Source organism: Ureibacillus suwonensis, from assembly GCF_042655065.1.
Classification (GTDB): domain Bacteria; phylum Bacillota; class Bacilli; order Bacillales_A; family Planococcaceae; genus Ureibacillus; species Ureibacillus suwonensis.
The window spans coordinates 1-15,677 of sequence record NZ_JBHSNQ010000168.1 but is presented as its reverse complement, the minus strand read 5'-3'; the positions used below and the strand labels follow the sequence as shown (position 1 = coordinate 15,677).

14 protein-coding genes are annotated in these 15,677 nt (G+C 43.6%); 12 read left to right on the top strand and 2 right to left on the bottom strand.

Annotated elements, in window-relative coordinates; genetic code table 11:
* The first annotated feature begins 237 nt into the window (after positions 1 to 237).
* Genes ACFPOH_RS12670 through ACFPOH_RS12650 form a run of 5 tightly spaced genes read left to right on the top strand, consistent with a single transcriptional unit; the run spans position 238 to position 4,767 of the window.
* Positions 238 to 1,413, top strand: coding sequence for an ABC transporter substrate-binding protein (locus ACFPOH_RS12670; protein ID WP_342468929.1), 1,176 nt, complete (start codon positions 238 to 240; stop codon positions 1,411 to 1,413).
* Positions 1,414 to 1,448: 35 nt separating this feature from the next.
* Positions 1,449 to 2,330 carry a branched-chain amino acid ABC transporter permease gene (locus ACFPOH_RS12665; RefSeq protein WP_342468930.1) on the top strand — a complete coding sequence of 294 codons (882 nt, stop codon included), beginning with the start codon at positions 1,449 to 1,451 and terminating at the stop codon, positions 2,328 to 2,330.
* Between the two features lie 4 nt (positions 2,331 to 2,334).
* On the top strand, positions 2,335 to 3,285 hold the full coding sequence (locus ACFPOH_RS12660; protein ID WP_342468931.1) for a branched-chain amino acid ABC transporter permease: 951 nt from the start codon (positions 2,335 to 2,337) through the stop codon (positions 3,283 to 3,285).
* A complete protein-coding gene (locus tag ACFPOH_RS12655) occupies positions 3,285 to 4,058 on the top strand; it encodes an ABC transporter ATP-binding protein (protein WP_342468932.1) in 774 nt (257 codons plus the stop codon). Before ACFPOH_RS12660 ends, ACFPOH_RS12655 begins: the two co-directional genes overlap by 1 nt.
* Positions 4,051 to 4,767 (top strand): ABC transporter ATP-binding protein, encoded by a 717-nt coding sequence (locus ACFPOH_RS12650; RefSeq protein ID WP_390309957.1) that lies wholly within the window; start codon positions 4,051 to 4,053, stop codon positions 4,765 to 4,767. The genes ACFPOH_RS12655 and ACFPOH_RS12650 overlap by 8 nt, the downstream gene beginning before the upstream one ends.
* Before the next feature lie 47 nt (positions 4,768 to 4,814).
* On the opposite strand, the gene ACFPOH_RS12645 is transcribed toward ACFPOH_RS12650, so the two are convergent.
* Entirely contained in the window at positions 4,815 to 5,909 is a 1,095-nt protein-coding gene (locus ACFPOH_RS12645) for a M24 family metallopeptidase (protein WP_342468934.1), read from the bottom strand.
* A gap of 134 nt (positions 5,910 to 6,043) precedes the next feature.
* On the opposite strand from ACFPOH_RS12645, the gene ACFPOH_RS12640 reads away from it, so the two are divergent.
* Complete coding sequence (locus ACFPOH_RS12640) at positions 6,044 to 6,724, top strand: metal-dependent hydrolase (protein ID WP_342581653.1); 681 nt, start codon at positions 6,044 to 6,046, stop codon at positions 6,722 to 6,724.
* A gap of 166 nt (positions 6,725 to 6,890) precedes the next feature.
* Positions 6,891 to 8,198: a DRTGG domain-containing protein gene (locus ACFPOH_RS12635; protein ID WP_342468936.1), complete on the top strand. Its 1,308-nt coding sequence runs from the start codon at positions 6,891 to 6,893 to the stop codon at positions 8,196 to 8,198.
* Between the two features lie 63 nt (positions 8,199 to 8,261).
* Here ACFPOH_RS12635 and ACFPOH_RS12630 read toward each other — a convergent pair whose 3' ends face one another.
* Positions 8,262 to 8,570, bottom strand: a complete 309-nt coding sequence (locus ACFPOH_RS12630; RefSeq protein WP_342468937.1) for a YtpI family protein — start codon at positions 8,568 to 8,570, stop codon at positions 8,262 to 8,264.
* A gap of 101 nt (positions 8,571 to 8,671) precedes the next feature.
* Here ACFPOH_RS12630 and ACFPOH_RS12625 point away from each other — a divergent pair, with 101 nt between their 5' ends.
* From ACFPOH_RS12625 to accA, 5 genes are all read left to right on the top strand, one after another.
* Positions 8,672 to 9,616, top strand: coding sequence for a DHH family phosphoesterase (locus ACFPOH_RS12625; protein WP_342468938.1), 945 nt, complete (start codon positions 8,672 to 8,674; stop codon positions 9,614 to 9,616).
* An 18-nt stretch (positions 9,617 to 9,634) separates the two neighbouring features.
* Complete coding sequence (dnaE, locus tag ACFPOH_RS12620; RefSeq protein WP_390309953.1) at positions 9,635 to 12,706, top strand: DNA polymerase III subunit alpha; 3,072 nt, start codon at positions 9,635 to 9,637, stop codon at positions 12,704 to 12,706.
* A 189-nt stretch (positions 12,707 to 12,895) separates the two neighbouring features.
* Complete coding sequence (locus tag ACFPOH_RS12615) at positions 12,896 to 13,528, top strand: FadR/GntR family transcriptional regulator (protein WP_390309952.1); 633 nt, start codon at positions 12,896 to 12,898, stop codon at positions 13,526 to 13,528.
* 41 nt (positions 13,529 to 13,569) lie between these two features.
* Positions 13,570 to 14,442, top strand: a complete 873-nt coding sequence (gene accD / locus ACFPOH_RS12610) for an acetyl-CoA carboxylase, carboxyltransferase subunit beta (RefSeq protein WP_342468941.1) — start codon at positions 13,570 to 13,572, stop codon at positions 14,440 to 14,442.
* Entirely contained in the window at positions 14,435 to 15,400 is a 966-nt protein-coding gene (gene accA, locus ACFPOH_RS12605; RefSeq protein WP_342468942.1) for an acetyl-CoA carboxylase carboxyl transferase subunit alpha, read from the top strand. Before accD ends, accA begins: the two co-directional genes overlap by 8 nt.
* The last annotated feature ends 277 nt before the right edge of the window (positions 15,401 to 15,677 follow it).

Here is a 15,677-nt window from a genome sequence, read left to right as displayed (position 1 = left end):
TTTACGAAAATACACGGCCAACAAAGATCAACTAACCAAAAATAATGGGGATAAATGGAAAAAGGAGAATTTGAGTTGGCTCAAATTCTCCTTTTTCCTATCTAGAAGCTAGTTTTGTCCCAGCCTCTTTTTTATGCATTTGTAATATTTCAAAAATTCGGTTAATAGAATAAAAAATAGAAATTACATTACTTGCGTAGTGTAAATTTAATAGATTTCCAAATCAGGGGGGTCATGATGAAAAGATATCAACACTTCTTTTTGACAATGTTGGCAGCATTCTCGCTATTGGTTTTGGCTGCTTGCGGCAATTCGACAAGCGGCGGTGAAGAAAGCGATGCGACTGATGAAGGGCAAGCAACAGGTGGTGCAATCGAAGCGAAAATCGGGGTCATCTCCTATTTGTCCGGTGCCGGAGCCGCCTATGGAGAGGCGATAACACAAGGGTTGAAATTGGCGCAAAAAGAAATTAATGAGCAGGGCGAAGTCCATATTGATTTAGTGATAGAAGATTCGGCAGGAGAAGCGGAACAGGCGGTGAACGTTGGACAGAAATTGATGGCGGACGACTCCATTCTCGCGATTATTGGCCCAACGTTAAGCACGGAATTCTTTGCCGTTGCTCCGGAAGCGGATTTGAATGGAATTACGATTATGGGAACATCCACAACCGTTGATGGGATTCCTGAAATCGGCGATTACGTTTTCCGAAATGCCGTTCCTGAATCATTGGCGATACCAGCGGCCATTGAAAAAGCGGTGAAAAGAACAGGGGCAAAGAAAGTGGCCCTCATTTATGGAAACGATGATGCTTTAACAAAAGGCGGATTTGAAGTAATGAAAAGAAAAGCCGAAGAAATGGGATTAGAAATTACAACCATTGAAACATATCAAAAAGGGCAAAGTGATTATAAAGCGCAACTGACAAAGATCAAAAATTCAAATCCGGACCTGGTGTTGGCATCCTGTCTATATAATGAAGGGGCTGTCATTCTCGATCAGGCACGCAAAATGGGCATTTCCGTTCCGTTCGTTGGCGGAAACGGTTTCAATTCACCCCAAGTCATCGAGATTGCAGGTGACGCGGCAAATGGTTTAATCGTAGGAACACCTTACTTCGGAGATTCTGAAGATCCAAAAATCGTCGAATTCAACAAAAATTACGAAGCGGAATTCGGGAAAAAGCCGGACCAATTCGCTGCGCAAGCATATGATGCTCTCTACATCTATGCGGATGCCATCAAGAGAGCCGGCACTGGGGAGGACCGTGATGCTTTCCGCGATGCGTTGGCAGCGACAAAAGATTTTGATGGCATTTTAGGAAAATTCTCCTTCGACGACGTGGGTGACGTGGTGATGGACGTTACCGTAGTAGAAATAAAAGATGGGAAATTTGTAGAATTCGAGGAGTAACCTCGAATTCTGCTTTTCATGAAGGGTGATCGATTATGCTGATTGAACAGTTAATCAATGGCGTGACGTTAGGGAGCATTTATGCGATTGTCGCCCTCGGGTTTACGCTCGTTTTTGGCGTCCTGGGCATCATCAACATGGCCCATGGAGAAATTTTCATGGTGGGGGCATTTATCGGCGTATTGACGACAAGCGTACTGGGCTGGCCGCTGTGGCTTGCATTTCTTGCATCGATTGTCGTTACGGCCATTTTGGGATATTTCTTGGAAGTTTTCAGTTTGCGTCCGTTAAGAGGAAAAAAAGGCGTATCCCATTTGGCGCCATTAATCAGCACGATTGGGGTATCCATTTTCCTTGAAAATTTGTCCCATCATTTGTTTGGCGCCGGGAACAAACCTTTTCGCGCTGAATTTGCGGAGATCCGATTTGAAATCGGATCGGTGACGATTTATTTAGTGCAGATAACCATTTTTGTCATCTCGGTCATTTTAATGATTGGATTATCCATATGGCTATCGAAAACCAAAGCGGGAAAAGCGCTGAGAGCCACTGCGGAGAATATCGAAACGGCAAGCATTCTCGGCGTCGATACGAAAAAAATCATCACGTTGACGGTGATGATTGCTTCCGGTATGGGAGGCATCGCGGGAATTTTGGTCGGCATGGCTTTCAACTCTGTAAGTCCTCAGATGGGATTATCGATGGGGTTGAAAGGGCTTGCCATCATCATCTTAGGGGGAATGGGAAGCGTGAAAGGAGCGGTCGTTGGCGGCTTGATTCTCGGTTTGTCCGAAACATTCCTTGTTGCCTATGGTGATTCAGGATATCGGGATGCCATCGCCTTTATCATGATTATTCTCATTTTACTAATCCGTCCACAAGGAATATTCGGTTCCAAGGCGGCGGAGGGTAGGTGATAAGATGTTGGGAGAAGTGTTAAATCCATATTATTTGCAAGTGTTATGCTTCATTTTGATTAATATCATGTTGGCATTAAGTGTGTATGTCCCATTGTCAAGCGGACAATTATCGTTGGGAAGCGCGGGATTTATGGGAATCGGTGCATACACATCCGCACTCCTGGCCATTCATTTTGAACTGCCCCTTTATATCACCATCCTGGTTGGCGCACTGTTGGCAGGAGTGGTCGGCATCATTGTCGGAATCCCTTCATTAAGACTGACAGGGGTGTATTTGGCCATTGCCACATTAGGCTTTGGGGAAGTGATTCGCGTATTCTTTATCAATTGGGAGAACGTGACGAAAGGATCGGTCGGACTGACGGGAATCCCCCAATTGGGAAGATCTTTGTTGAACGTTGCGAAAGCGGCGGGGTTGGAACCCGGAGCATTCGGTTTGAGAAATAACCAATTTGTTTATTTGGCTCTTGCCATTTTGTTATTGATCATTGTGTCGGTTCTGTTGTGGTTTGTGATTCGCCAGAAAAATTCGAGAATTGGAAGGGCGTTTGCTTCCATCCAAATGGACGAGAAAGCCGCAGAATCGATGGGAATCAATATCACTTATTATAAAGTGCTGGCTTTTGCCCAGGGGGCTTTTATCGCAGGTCTTGCCGGAGCTCTTTTTGCCCATACCATCGGCTTTATTTCACCTGCCGATTTTTCGTACCATCGGGCAGTGGAAATTTTGATCTTTACGGTATTTGGCGGCAGTGAACTGGTCATCGGTTCCGTTTTTGGAGCGGTGATCTTGACATTGCTTCCTGAATTATTGCGTTCTGTCAGCGACTATCGTTACATTTTGTACGGGATTATGCTTGTGATTTTAATGGCCGTTCGCCCTCAAGGCATTTTGGATGTCCATTTATTACTCCGGATGAGAGGAAAAAGAATGAAAAGGGGGACTGGCTGATGGTCCTTGAAGTAAAAAATATCACAAAAAGTTTTGGCGGTATCACCGCATTAAAAAATATCTCTTTTTCCATACAACAAGGTGAAATTTACGGTTTAATCGGACCAAACGGAGCCGGTAAGACGACGATGTTCAATTGCATCACCAATCTGGTGGAACCGACTTCCGGAGAGATTTTTTTTAATGGAGAAAAGATTACGGGGTTGAAGCCTTATAAAATCACCGAGAAAGGTATTTGCAGGACATACCAAAACATCCGTTTGTTTCCTAAACTGACCGCACTGCAAAATGTGATGGTCGGCGGACATTCAAGAGTGAATTCAGGGGTTTTCCGGAGCGTTTTGCGGGTGAAATCACAGAAGAAAGAGGAACAAAGGCTGAAGGAAAAAGCGGAAGAATTGTTGGCGCTCGTCGGGCTGGAACAATGGAAGGATCAATTTGCGGAAAATCTGGCGTACGGTCAGCAAAGAAGGTTGGAGATAGCAAGGGCACTGGCGAGCAATCCAACACTATTATTGCTTGATGAACCGGCGGCCGGCATGAATGAAACCGAGACGGAAAGCCTCTTTGAGCTGATTAAAACCATCCAATCAATGGGCGTTACCGTTCTCATCATTGAACATGATATGTCCCTGGTGATGAGGTTATGCGATCGGATCACTGTTTTAAACTTTGGGGAGAAGTTGGCGGAAGGGAAGCCGGAAGAGATTCAAAATAATGAAGCGGTGATCGAGGCTTACCTCGGCAAAGAGGAGGAAGAGTCGATTGCTTAAGTTGACAAACATCGAAACCTATTATGGACAGATTCAGGCTTTAAAAGGAATCAATCTGGAAGTGGAGGAAGGGAAAATCGTCACCCTTCTTGGAGCGAATGGGGCCGGCAAATCGACGACGATGCGGACGATTGCAGGTCTGTTAAAACCAAAAAAAGGGACGGTGGAATTTTTAGGTCAAAATGTGACGGGATTGAAACCCCATCAACTCCTGAGAAAAGGAATCGCGCTCGTTCCCGAAGGACGCGCGATCTTATCAACAATGACCGTGCTGGAAAATCTTGAAATGGGCGCATATCATCGAAAAGATGGCAATGTAAAAGAGGACATCAAACAGATGATGAAACGGTTTCCCATTTTGGAGGAACGCCAAACTCAATTGGCAGGCACGTTGTCTGGCGGCCAGCAGCAAATGCTGGCCATCGCCCGCGCATTGCTTTCAAAACCGAAGCTGTTGCTGCTGGATGAACCATCGATGGGGCTTGCTCCCATCATTGTTTCGGAAATCTTTCGCATCATTCAAGAGATTAAAGAGGAAGGAACAACCGTATTAGTGGTGGAACAAAATGCGAAACAAGCGTTGAAAATCGCGGATTATGGTTATGTCATGGAAACCGGAAAAATCATCATGGAAGGTTTCGCAAAAGATTTGCTCAAAGATGAGCGGATCGTTGAAGCGTATTTGGGGAAAAAGAAAACGACGGTATAAAAAATGGAGCTTCTCAAGTCTCAAGGAGAAAGAGAAGCTCCGTCACGTTATTGAAGGATAATCAATTCTTTTGGATATTTTGTCAATACTTCAACGCCGTTTTCCGTCACTACGACATCATCTTCGATACGGACTCCGGCAACTCCGGTTTTATAAATGCCAGGTTCAATTGTAAAGACCATTCCCGGCTTCAATTCCAACTCATTTGTTCCTGTTACGGATGGGAATTCATGAATTGAAATGCCGAGGCCGTGACCCAACCGGTGGGTATAATATTCGCCATATCCTTCCTGTGAAATTATGTCCCGGGAAATTCTGTCCAAATCCATGCAGCGAACGCCGGGTTTTACTGCTTTGATGGATTGTTCGTTCGAACGTTTCACGGTTTCGTAGATTTTCCGTTGTTCTTCCGTAATTTCCCCAAAAGCGACGGTGCGGGTAATGTCGGAACAGTATCCTTCATAGATGACACCTAAATCGAATAAAACGAAATCACCTTTTTGGATTTTCCGGTTGCCTGGCGTACCATGCGGGGATGCCGCCTTTGGTCCGGACAATACAGTCGTTTCAAAAGACATGGAGTATCCTTTTTCCTTGATGGCGCTTTCAATGATTTGGACGATTTCCAGTTCCGTGATCCCTTCTTTGATGGCTTTTACGCCAACATCTATCGCGTAATCCGCAAGCGCGGCAGCTTGTCTTAATTTTTCGAGTTCATCGGCATCTTTGATAACCCGTAATTGATTCATTTGCTCATCGATTGAAACAAAACTTGCATCTTGAATACACGATTGCAGCGATTCATAGCGATCGACTGTGAGATGTTCCTTTTCAATGGCGATCGTTGAAATGTTCTTTGTACGGGATTGGATTTCATTTGCCAATATGTTCCATGGCTGGTCCGTATCGCCATGACCAATCACATCAAATGGCCAACCGGAAGCTTTTGCATCCGGAATTTCCATTTTGGGGCAAATGATAAACGGGTCCATATCCTGAAAGATTGCAATACCGAGTAATCTCTCGTGGGGATTGCTCCGAAAACCGGAAAAATAAAAAACATTATCGGGATTTGTGATAAAAGCCAAATCAATATGCTGATCCTTCAAGTATGACTGGACCTTTTCAATTCTTTTCTTCATGAAAATTTCCTCCAACATTGTGTTAATAAACACGAATTTGAAATATTACAGTATTAGTATAGCAAAAAGAAGGAAAAAAGATGGATATGTAGAAATAATGAAGATGAATTTAATTTATTGGAGGGGGAATCTTAATGGAAATTTCTTACCATGGTCATTCTGTTGTAAAGATCAAAACGAATGGTACCACGATCCTAATCGACCCGTTTATTACCGGAAACCCTTTGACAGATTTAAAAGCGGAAGAAGAAAAACCGGATGTTATTTTGCTTACACACGGTCATAACGATCATGTAGGGGATGCGATCGCCCTTGCAAAGGCGAACAATTCCCAAGTGGTGGCCTTGAATGAGCTTGCCGTATATCTGCAAAAAATAGGCGTGAATGCGCATCCGATGGGCGTTGGAGGGGCGTATCAGTTCCCGTTCGGTAAAGTGAAATATACCCTTGCTTTCCACGGTTCCACTTATGAAACGGAAACGGAAGTCGTCAATGCAGGAAACCCTGGCGGAATCTTGTTCTATGCGGAAGGTTTGACTATTTATCACGCAGGCGACACTGCGTTATTCGGTGATATGAAATTGATTGGCGACCGCAATGACATCGATGTCGCTTTCTTGCCAATCGGGGACAACTTCACAATGGGACCGGAAGACGCGGCATATGCGGTGGAATTGTTGAGACCGAAAACAGTCGTACCAATCCACTACAATACATTCCCGTTAATTAAACAAGATCCTAATGACTTTGCCAAATTGGTGAAAAACAGCAGAGTGCAAATTTTGGAGCCGGGGCAAAAGGTTGAATTGCCTTAAATATCAAAGCGGATGCTAAATCAATAGGACAAGAGAAAGCAGGTTATGGGGAATTTTCTTTTTTGAAAATATCCATGACGGCTTTCTCGATTTTTTTCTATACATAATTGAAAATATGGTACACTATGGGAGTAGAATGAAAGTACGATGAAAACAGGTGATATCGATGTCAACAAAACATGAAAAAATACTGCAATATATCGAGTCACTACCTATTGGCGAAAAAATTTCAGTCCGGCAAATTGCGAAAGAAATGCAGGTAAGCGAAGGCACGGCTTATCGGGCAATCAAAGAAGCGGAAAATCGAAGCTTGGTGAGTTCCATTGAACGTGTCGGAACAATCCGAATTGAAAAGAAAAAGAAAGAAAATATTGAACGCTTGACTTTCGCTGAAATCGTCAATATCGTGGACGGACAAGTGCTCGGTGGAAAAGCGGGGCTGCATAAAACATTGAATAAATTTGTCATTGGCGCAATGCAGCTGGAAGATATGATGCGCTATACCGATCCGGGAAGCCTTTTGATTGTCGGCAACCGTATCAAAGCCCATTACAACGCCTTAAAGACGGGAGCTGCCGTGTTGATCACGGGCGGTTTTGATACGACGGAAGAAAATAAAAGGCTTGCCGATGAATTGGAATTGCCGATCATTTCATCCAGTTATGATACATTTACCGTTGCAACAATGATTAACCGTGCCATTTATGACCAACTCATTAAAAAGGACATCTTGTTGATAGAAGACATTTATGTGAAGTTGGAAGATACGGCGAAACTCACGGTCGGTCAAACGGTGGCCGATTTCCACTCTTTGAATGCCCATACATCCCATGGCGCTTTTCCGGTTGTTGCAAAAAATAATAAATTAGTGGGAATTGTCACTGTGAAGGACGTATTCGGGAAAGACGGGAACGAATTGATTGAAAAAGTCATGACAAAACATCCGATTTCGGTTTCCATGAAAACCAGTGTCGCTTCGGCGGGTCACCGGATGGTTTGGGAAGGAATCGATCTGCTACCGGTGGTGGATGATGACGGATATTTGCAAGGCGTCATCAGCCGCCAGGACGTATTGAAAGCGTTGCAAACATCCCAACACCAACCGCAGCATGGCGAGACCATTGATGATATCGTCAAAGGCGAAATGAAAGTGCTGGGCGAAGAAGAGGTTGTCGTCGAGTTTACGGTGACTCCACAGATGACGAACCAATATGGTGCGGTATCTTATGGTGCCTTTACGACCCTGCTCACGGAAGTGGGATTGATTGCATTGAAAAGAAGAAAACGGGGAGATGCCGTGCTGGAGAATATTGCCACTTATTATATCAAGCCGATTCAGATGGATAGTGTGCTAAAGGTCGTTCCACATATATTGGATATGAGTAGAAAATTCGTGAAAATGGATTTTGATGTTTTTCATGAAGATTCACTCGTTGGGAAAGCGATGGCCACCTTCCAGTTGCTCGATCGTTAAACTGCATAAAAAAAGTTGTCCAAGCACGATTGGACAACTTTTTTCAAAGTTTATTTCTTACAATTACTGTTTGTTTAATTCATATTCCTGTTTGACAAATTTTCCTTCGTGTTTTGCACGTTTCAAATTGAAATAGGATTCCATTAATCCCACGATGACAAAAACTGCCCCGACAATATAACCTAACATTGAATCTTGTACCACGAAGGTGTTCAATCCAAAAAAAACGACAAAAAGACCTAAAGCAACGCCTGCTTTTGCTTTATACCATTTTTTTTGGATCGGCAAAGTGGAACGGAATTGTTTCGTTTTATAGTAAAAATAAGCGGCGAATGAAGCAATAATAAGTGTGACCAATAAAGCATTCAGCATTTTCAGAACCTCCTAAACAAACTAAAATTATTGTAACGATTTTTTTAGAAAAATGCTAATATACTAATTAAAATTTTTATCATATTTTGGAGGGTCATAATTTGAAAAGACAAATCATCGACACAATTGAGCAATATGATACCATCATCATTCACAGGCATGTCCGTCCGGATCCGGATGCATACGGTTCCCAAATGGGGTTAAAAGCATTGATCCAAGACAATTATCCAAATAAAAAGGTATATGCTGTTGGCACCCATGATGAATTATTGTCTTATTTGGACCGTCCGGACAATATTCCGGATGAGGTATATAATGGGGCACTTGTCATAGTGACAGATACGGCAAATACAGAAAGAATTGATGATCAACGATTTTCCAAAGGAGACTTTCTTATAAAAATCGATCACCATCCCAATGATGATGCTTACGGCGATTTGTTGTGGGTTGACACCGCTTCCAGTTCCTGCAGTGAAATGATTTATGAATTGTATGAAGAAGGCCGGGTTTATAAAAATTGGAAAATGACAGAACAATCGGCGAGATTCCTTTTTGCGGGAATTGTTGGAGATACGGGCAGATTTTTATTTCCAAGCACCACAACAAGAACCTTTGAAATTGCGGGACAATTGATACAATATTCATTTGACCGCAATGAAATTTTCAATGGCATGTATGAGATGGAAGAGAATTTATTGAAATTGCAAGGATATGTGTATCAAAACTTCACAATGGATGAAAACGGAGCTGCTTTCATCAAGCTTCCGAAAGAACTGTTGAAAGAATTTGATGTCACTGTTTCCGAAACGTCCTCATTGGTGGGCTCCCTCAGCAATATCAAAGGGGTCCGTGCCTGGGCGATTTTCGTTGAAGAAGAAAATGAAATCCGTGTAAGATTGCGTTCCAAAGGGCCAATCATCAACGAGCTTGCAAAAAAATACCATGGAGGCGGACATCCTTTGGCATCCGGTGCGACCGCCTATTCATGGGAAGAAGTGGATCAAGTGATTGCAGACTTGAAACAGCTTTGCAAAGAGTATCAATAAAAGTTGGGAGGGATGCAGATGTCCGTTTATCCGCAAATACGAACAAGTGCAGATTTATTAAAAAGTACGATTCGTATGGAAGAACTCATCCCTTTTTTAGTTGAACAAAAGGCAGAAGCTTGTGCAATCGTCAATTCGAAATTGTACGGGCTTTTGCCTTTTTACCATGGATTAAAAAAGGCAGGGATTCATCCCGTCATTGGCCTGACCGCCAAAATACAATCCGGCCGCATCGTTCTGCCCCTTCTGATTTACGCACGGGACAACATCGGCTATAAAAATCTGTTAAAAATCTCAAGCAGCATTGCCATAAGAGATGATGAACATTTGCCAATCCAGTGGCTAAAAGGCTACTCGGAAGGCATTTGCATCGTCATTCCCGCCATCGATGATGATGGGGTTTGGTTGGAGAATGCCTCCATGATTGAATTGTTGAAGGGGATTTTCCACGGTCGGTTATGGTTGGGGATTTCAAGAATAGGCGGGGAAAAATCCGCATTTGAAAGCGAAGTCCTCCGTTTTAGTGAAACATTACATATTCCGATTCTGGCACTTCATGAATGTTTATATTTAAAGCGGGAAGATGCCTTCAGTTATCGGGTGGCCAGAAGCATCGATCTGGGTGTCAAACTGAGTGAACAATCATCTTTGAAAGAAGAAGGGCACCATTATACCCCAACCCGGGAAGAATGGATGAAATGGTTTCAAGACCGCAAAGAATGGTTGGAAGAAAGCAGAAAGATGCTTCTCGGATGCCAAGTGGAAATTGAGCAGAAAGGACATATCATGCCGAAATATCCTTTGCCGGAAGGACAAAGTGCCGAACAGGTGTTAAAAAGGCTTGCGTTAAAGGGCCTAAAAGAACGCTTAAAAACGGATTCCCCCAATGAAATTTACGTGAACCGATTGAATTATGAACTGGAAATCATATGTTCCATGGGCTTTTCGGATTATTTTTTGATTGTGGCGGATTTTATGAATTATGCCCGCAGACAACATATTTTAACAGGACCTGGAAGGGGTTCGTCCGCAGGCTCCCTGGTCGCTTATTCCCTGTACATCACCCAAGTGGATCCGATCCGATATGGATTGTTGTTTGAGCGGTTCTTGAATCCCGAGCGGGTGACCTTGCCGGATATCGATATAGACTTTCTCGATACGAGAAGGGAAGAAGTCATCGAATATGTGGCAAAAAAATATAGGGAAAAGCATGTGGCACAAATCATCACCTTCGGAACGCTGTCAGCAAAGGCCGTAGCCCGGGATGTTGCAAGAATGTTCAATTTCGAACCGGATACCCTTGAAATGATTTCCCGCTTTATTCCGAATAAGCCGGGCATCACATTGATGGAAGCATATAAGACGAATGAGGCTTTCAGAAATTGGGTCGGAGGGGAAGGAATCCGGAAACGCTGGTTTGAAACGGCGCTGAAATTGGAAGGCTTGCCCCGGAATGCTTCCACCCATGCGGCAGGAGTTGTGTTAAGCCCGGTTCCTTTGGTGGAGGTCGTTCCGATCGAAAAGGGGCATGACGGCATTTTTCTGACCCAATGGCCGATGCAGGAAGTGGAACAAATGGGCCTGCTAAAAATGGACTTTTTGGGATTGCGCAATTTAACGATGATTGAACAAATTCAAAAAATGATTTACTACACCCGAAATCGGCGTATCGATCTCAATGAGATTCCCCTTGATGACAAACAAACCTTTGAACTTTTGCAAAAAGGGGATACGTTGGGGATTTTCCAGCTGGAATCGGAAGGGATGAAAAATGCGCTGAAGGAAATTGTCCCTACCCAATTTTCCGATATTGTCGCGGTGAATGCCTTATACAGACCCGGACCAATGCAGTTTATACCGGTTTATGCGGCAAGAAAAAAGGGGCTTGAGCCTGTTATTATGCCCCATGCGGATTTGGAGCCGATCCTGAAAGAAACGTACGGCATCATTGTGTACCAGGAACAAATCATGCAAATTGCACACATTTTGGCGGGATTCTCCCTGGGACAGGCCGATTTGCTAAGAAGAGCGGTCAGCAAGAAAAAGCGGGAAGTGTTGGAAGAACAAAGAGTCGCTTTCGTCAATGGTGCCATTAACAAAGGATACGGCAAAGAAGTGGCGGAATCGGTATATGAACAGATCGTCCGCTTTGCGGATTACGGATTTGCGAAAAGCCACGCAGTAGCTTATAGCATGATTTCCTATCAAATGGCCTACTTAAAAGCCCATTTTCCTTTGGAGTTTTACGCGGTGATGATGACTTTTGCAACGGGAAATCAAGATAAGTTGTTCTCCTTTATTGTGGAAGCGAGAAGCAAGGGCATAAACATTTTGCGTCCATCCCTCCATAAAAGCGGCAGAGTGTTTACCGTGGAAAACGGAAGCATCAGGTTCAGCTTATCAGCCATATCGGGCGTCTCCCAATCCTTTTTGCAAAAATTGATGGAGGTTCGAAAGGAGCAAGGCAAGTTTTCCGACCTGTTCGATTTGGCCGTTGCATTGAGCGGGAAATATTTCACGCGAAAATCCATCGAACCCTTGATCAAAGCGGGGGTGCTCGACGACTTCGGCAAAGACCGGGCAACGCTTCTAGCGACGATTGAAGCGGCGGAAAAACATGCTGGAATCGTCCGGCCGACAGAAGATGAGGATTTATTCACTTCGCAGGCTTCTTTGTTTGGAAAGCCGAAATATATGGAAGTTCCACCGGTTCCCAATAAAATGAAACTCCAATTTGAAAAGGAAGTATTAGGGTTTTATTTGACGGAACACCCGGTTGAAACCGTGCGCAAACGTCTGCATGTCGATACCAACATTCTTCAGTTGAAGCGGGCACCGCAGGACACTTATGTGAAATTTGCCGGAATGGTGGAATCCATTCGTCAACTCCGCACGAAAAACGGAGAATTGATGGCCTTTGTTCAAGTGCAGGATGAGTATGGTTCGATATCCACCACGATTTTTCCGAAACAATATAATGAATGCATGGGTTGGCTGAGAGAAGACCTGCTAGTCTATCTGGAAGGAAAAGTGCAATACCGTTTTAATCAGCCTCAAATTATCATAAAAATAATTAAATTGCTTCAATAACGAGAGAGTTTTTATCAGAAATTACAGAAACTGTGCGTTTTTGCACAGTTTTTTCTTTACAAAGGAGAAAACATTTTGTAAACTGGAACAAAAGTGGTCTGACCACTTTTTGTCGAAATGGTGAACTTCTCTGAACTATCCTTTCCAACGGGATCGGAATAAGGGGTTGTTAAAAAGATTAAAGTGAACATGAATGAGAAACAGGAGAACAAAAAAGTCTTTCTGGAAATTGTCAGCAAATTGAAAGACTTGATTATTAGGGAAAAACTGCAACCGGGTGACAAACTGCCTTCCGAGAGAGTTTTATCAGAGATGCTGGGTGTCGGCAGATCTTCGGTGAGGGAGGCGCTCCGCAGCTTGGAATTGCTGGGCATTATTGAAACCTGGCATGGTGGAGGCACTTTTTTGGCCTCTTCGCAACAATACCGGCTTGTGGAATTATTGGCGACTTTTATTTTGCAAGAAAATCAATCGATACGTGATGTCCATAAAACCCGGGAAATTCATGAAAAAGAAGCGATACGCATCATTTGTGCAAATAAACGGTTAAGGGAACTCCCCGTTTGGGAAAGCTTATTTTTAAAAATTGAATTGGAAACGGAAGTCATTCGGGATCATATTTTGCGCGAATTATTGATCGCCTCTGAAAATCGTTTGGCTTTGCGCATATGGATTCAACTCGCCGCTTATAGCGCAGGTGCATTAAAAAAAGTGACGACGGAGGAAGAAAAACCGATTTTGCAAAGATTGTTGACCTCATTGCGGCTCGGTTATGAAAAAGAAGCTTTAAAAGCATATACCGAATGGCTGGACTATTTATAAAGCTCCGTGAAGAATAAAAATGATTACTAGGGGGAAAAAACGTGGCGATAAAAGATTTGCTATCTTTAAATCGTAAAAAATCGAAAGGGGCCATTTTAAATCCGAAAAAAGAAAGTTCATTTCCGGCGGATTTAATGACAAAATGCCCATCATGCCGAAAAATCTTTTTAACGAAAGAAGTGGAAACGAATTTTAAAGTATGCCCAAACTGCGACCATCATTTTAAAATGACGGCATGGGAACGGATCGACTCTTTTTTGGATGTGGAATCATTTACACCTTTTGATGAACATTTGCGCACGACGAATCCGCTGAATTTCCCTTCTTACATCGAAAAAGTGGAAGCGGATATGAGAAAAACGGGATTGTCCGAAGCGGTTTTAACCGGAAGCGGAACGTTGAAAGGGGAAAATGTGGTTGTAGCGGTGATGGATTCCCATTTCAGAATGGGTTCCATGGGTTCCGTTGTCGGTGAAAAAATTACGCGCGCAATCGAAAAAGCGACGGAAATGCAAGTGCCGTTCATCATCTTCACTGCAAGCGGCGGTGCACGGATGCAGGAAGGCGTCATCTCGTTAATGCAAATGGCAAAGACGAGCGTTGCATTAAAACGGCACAGCGATGAAGGGTTGCTCTTCATTTCCATCATGACGGACCCGACAACCGGTGGAGTGTCAGCAAGCTTTGCATCCCTCGGGGACATCAATATTGCCGAACCTAAAGCGCTCATCGGTTTTGCCGGGAGAAGGGTGATTGAACAAACGGTGAGGGAAAAGTTGCCTGATGATTTCCAAACGGCAGAATTTTTGCTCGCCCATGGCCAACTGGATGCCATTTTCCATCGCAAAGAAATGCGGGATAAAGTGGCGACGATTGTGAAATTGCACAAGAGGGGAGGAGTATCTCATGTCTAAACCTTTATCATTTGAAGAGCCGATCATTAAACTGAGAGAAAAAATAGATGAATTGAGGGAATTGGCCAAAACGGCGAATGTAGACATGTCCGATGAGATCCGGACATTGGAAGAACGGTTGCGCCAATTGGAAATCAAAATTTATTCGAATATGGAACCTTGGAATCGGGTGCAAGTGGCGAGACATCCGGAGCGGCCAACCACCCTTGATTATATTGAGAAAATATTTACAGATTTCATCGAATTGCATGGTGACCGATACTTTTCCGATGATGAAGCGATCGTCGGAGGAATCGCGTCCTTTGAAGGGCAGCCGGTGACCATTATTGGCCATCAGCGCGGAAAAGGAACGAAGGAAAATATTCGCCGGAATTTCGGTATGCCCCATCCGGAAGGGTACCGCAAAGCGCTGCGTTTAATGAAACAAGCAGAAAAATTCAAACGCCCGATTATTTGCTTTATTGATACAAAAGGGGCTTATCCGGGAAAAGCGGCGGAAGAGCGCGGGCAAAGTGAGGCGATCGCCAAAAATTTATTTGAAATGGCCGGACTTAAGGTGCCTGTCATCAGCGTGGTCATTGGTGAAGGGGGAAGCGGCGGAGCTTTGGCATTGGGCGTGACAAACCGCATTTATATGCTGGAAAATTCCACATACTCCGTAATTTCTCCGGAAGGTGCCGCCTCCATATTATGGAAGGATGCAAGCCTTGCAAAACAAGCGGCGGAGGCAATGAAAATCACTGCCCAAGACTTGAAGGAAATGGGCATCATCGATGAAATCATTCCTGAAGTGCCTGGAGGGGCCCACCGCAATCCGGCTGAACAAGCAAACATATTAAAAGAATACTTGAAAAAAGGGCTGGACGAATTGACGGTCATGTCAGAAGAAGAAATTATCCAGGATCGCTATGATAAATTCCGTCAAATTGGGGACTATATTGAAGAAAATGTTCAATAATGTTTTCACCCTTTACAATGACAAAATCCAAATTTATCAGGATTTTGTCATTTTCATTTCCAAGGTTCGTTTATAATGGGAGTATAATAAAGTGATTGAATTTACTTGTTCCAAAGGAAATTTTTTATGATATTGTTAAACTTATTAAAGGGTAGTGTCAAAAAATCTATGAAAACTTAGTTTTGGAGGGATGTGATCTAGCGAAACTAGAGGAAATGCCGCCGCAATCGCTCTTGACAAACACGTCAATGGTTTGATTTCGAACCAACAAGGGCGA

What these genes read in the sequence shown, in the direction of transcription:
- ACFPOH_RS12670 (WP_342468929.1), top strand. Translation starts at nt 238, where the DNA reads ATGAAAAGATATCAACACTTCTTTTTGACAATGTTGGCAGCATTCTCG.
- ACFPOH_RS12665 (WP_342468930.1), top strand. Translation starts at nt 1,449, where the DNA reads ATGCTGATTGAACAGTTAATCAATGGCGTGACGTTAGGGAGCATTTAT.
- ACFPOH_RS12660 (WP_342468931.1), top strand. Translation starts at nt 2,335, where the DNA reads ATGTTGGGAGAAGTGTTAAATCCATATTATTTGCAAGTGTTATGCTTC.
- ACFPOH_RS12655 (WP_342468932.1), top strand. Translation starts at nt 3,285, where the DNA reads ATGGTCCTTGAAGTAAAAAATATCACAAAAAGTTTTGGCGGTATCACC.
- ACFPOH_RS12645 (WP_342468934.1), bottom strand. Translation starts at nt 5,909, where the DNA reads ATGAAGAAAAGAATTGAAAAGGTCCAGTCATACTTGAAGGATCAGCAT.
- ACFPOH_RS12640 (WP_342581653.1), top strand. Translation starts at nt 6,044, where the DNA reads ATGGAAATTTCTTACCATGGTCATTCTGTTGTAAAGATCAAAACGAAT.
- ACFPOH_RS12635 (WP_342468936.1), top strand. Translation starts at nt 6,891, where the DNA reads ATGTCAACAAAACATGAAAAAATACTGCAATATATCGAGTCACTACCT.
- ACFPOH_RS12630 (WP_342468937.1), bottom strand. Translation starts at nt 8,570, where the DNA reads ATGCTGAATGCTTTATTGGTCACACTTATTATTGCTTCATTCGCCGCT.
- dnaE (WP_390309953.1), top strand. Translation starts at nt 9,635, where the DNA reads ATGTCCGTTTATCCGCAAATACGAACAAGTGCAGATTTATTAAAAAGT.
- ACFPOH_RS12615 (WP_390309952.1), top strand. Translation starts at nt 12,896, where the DNA reads ATGAATGAGAAACAGGAGAACAAAAAAGTCTTTCTGGAAATTGTCAGC.
- accA (WP_342468942.1), top strand. Translation starts at nt 14,435, where the DNA reads ATGTCTAAACCTTTATCATTTGAAGAGCCGATCATTAAACTGAGAGAA.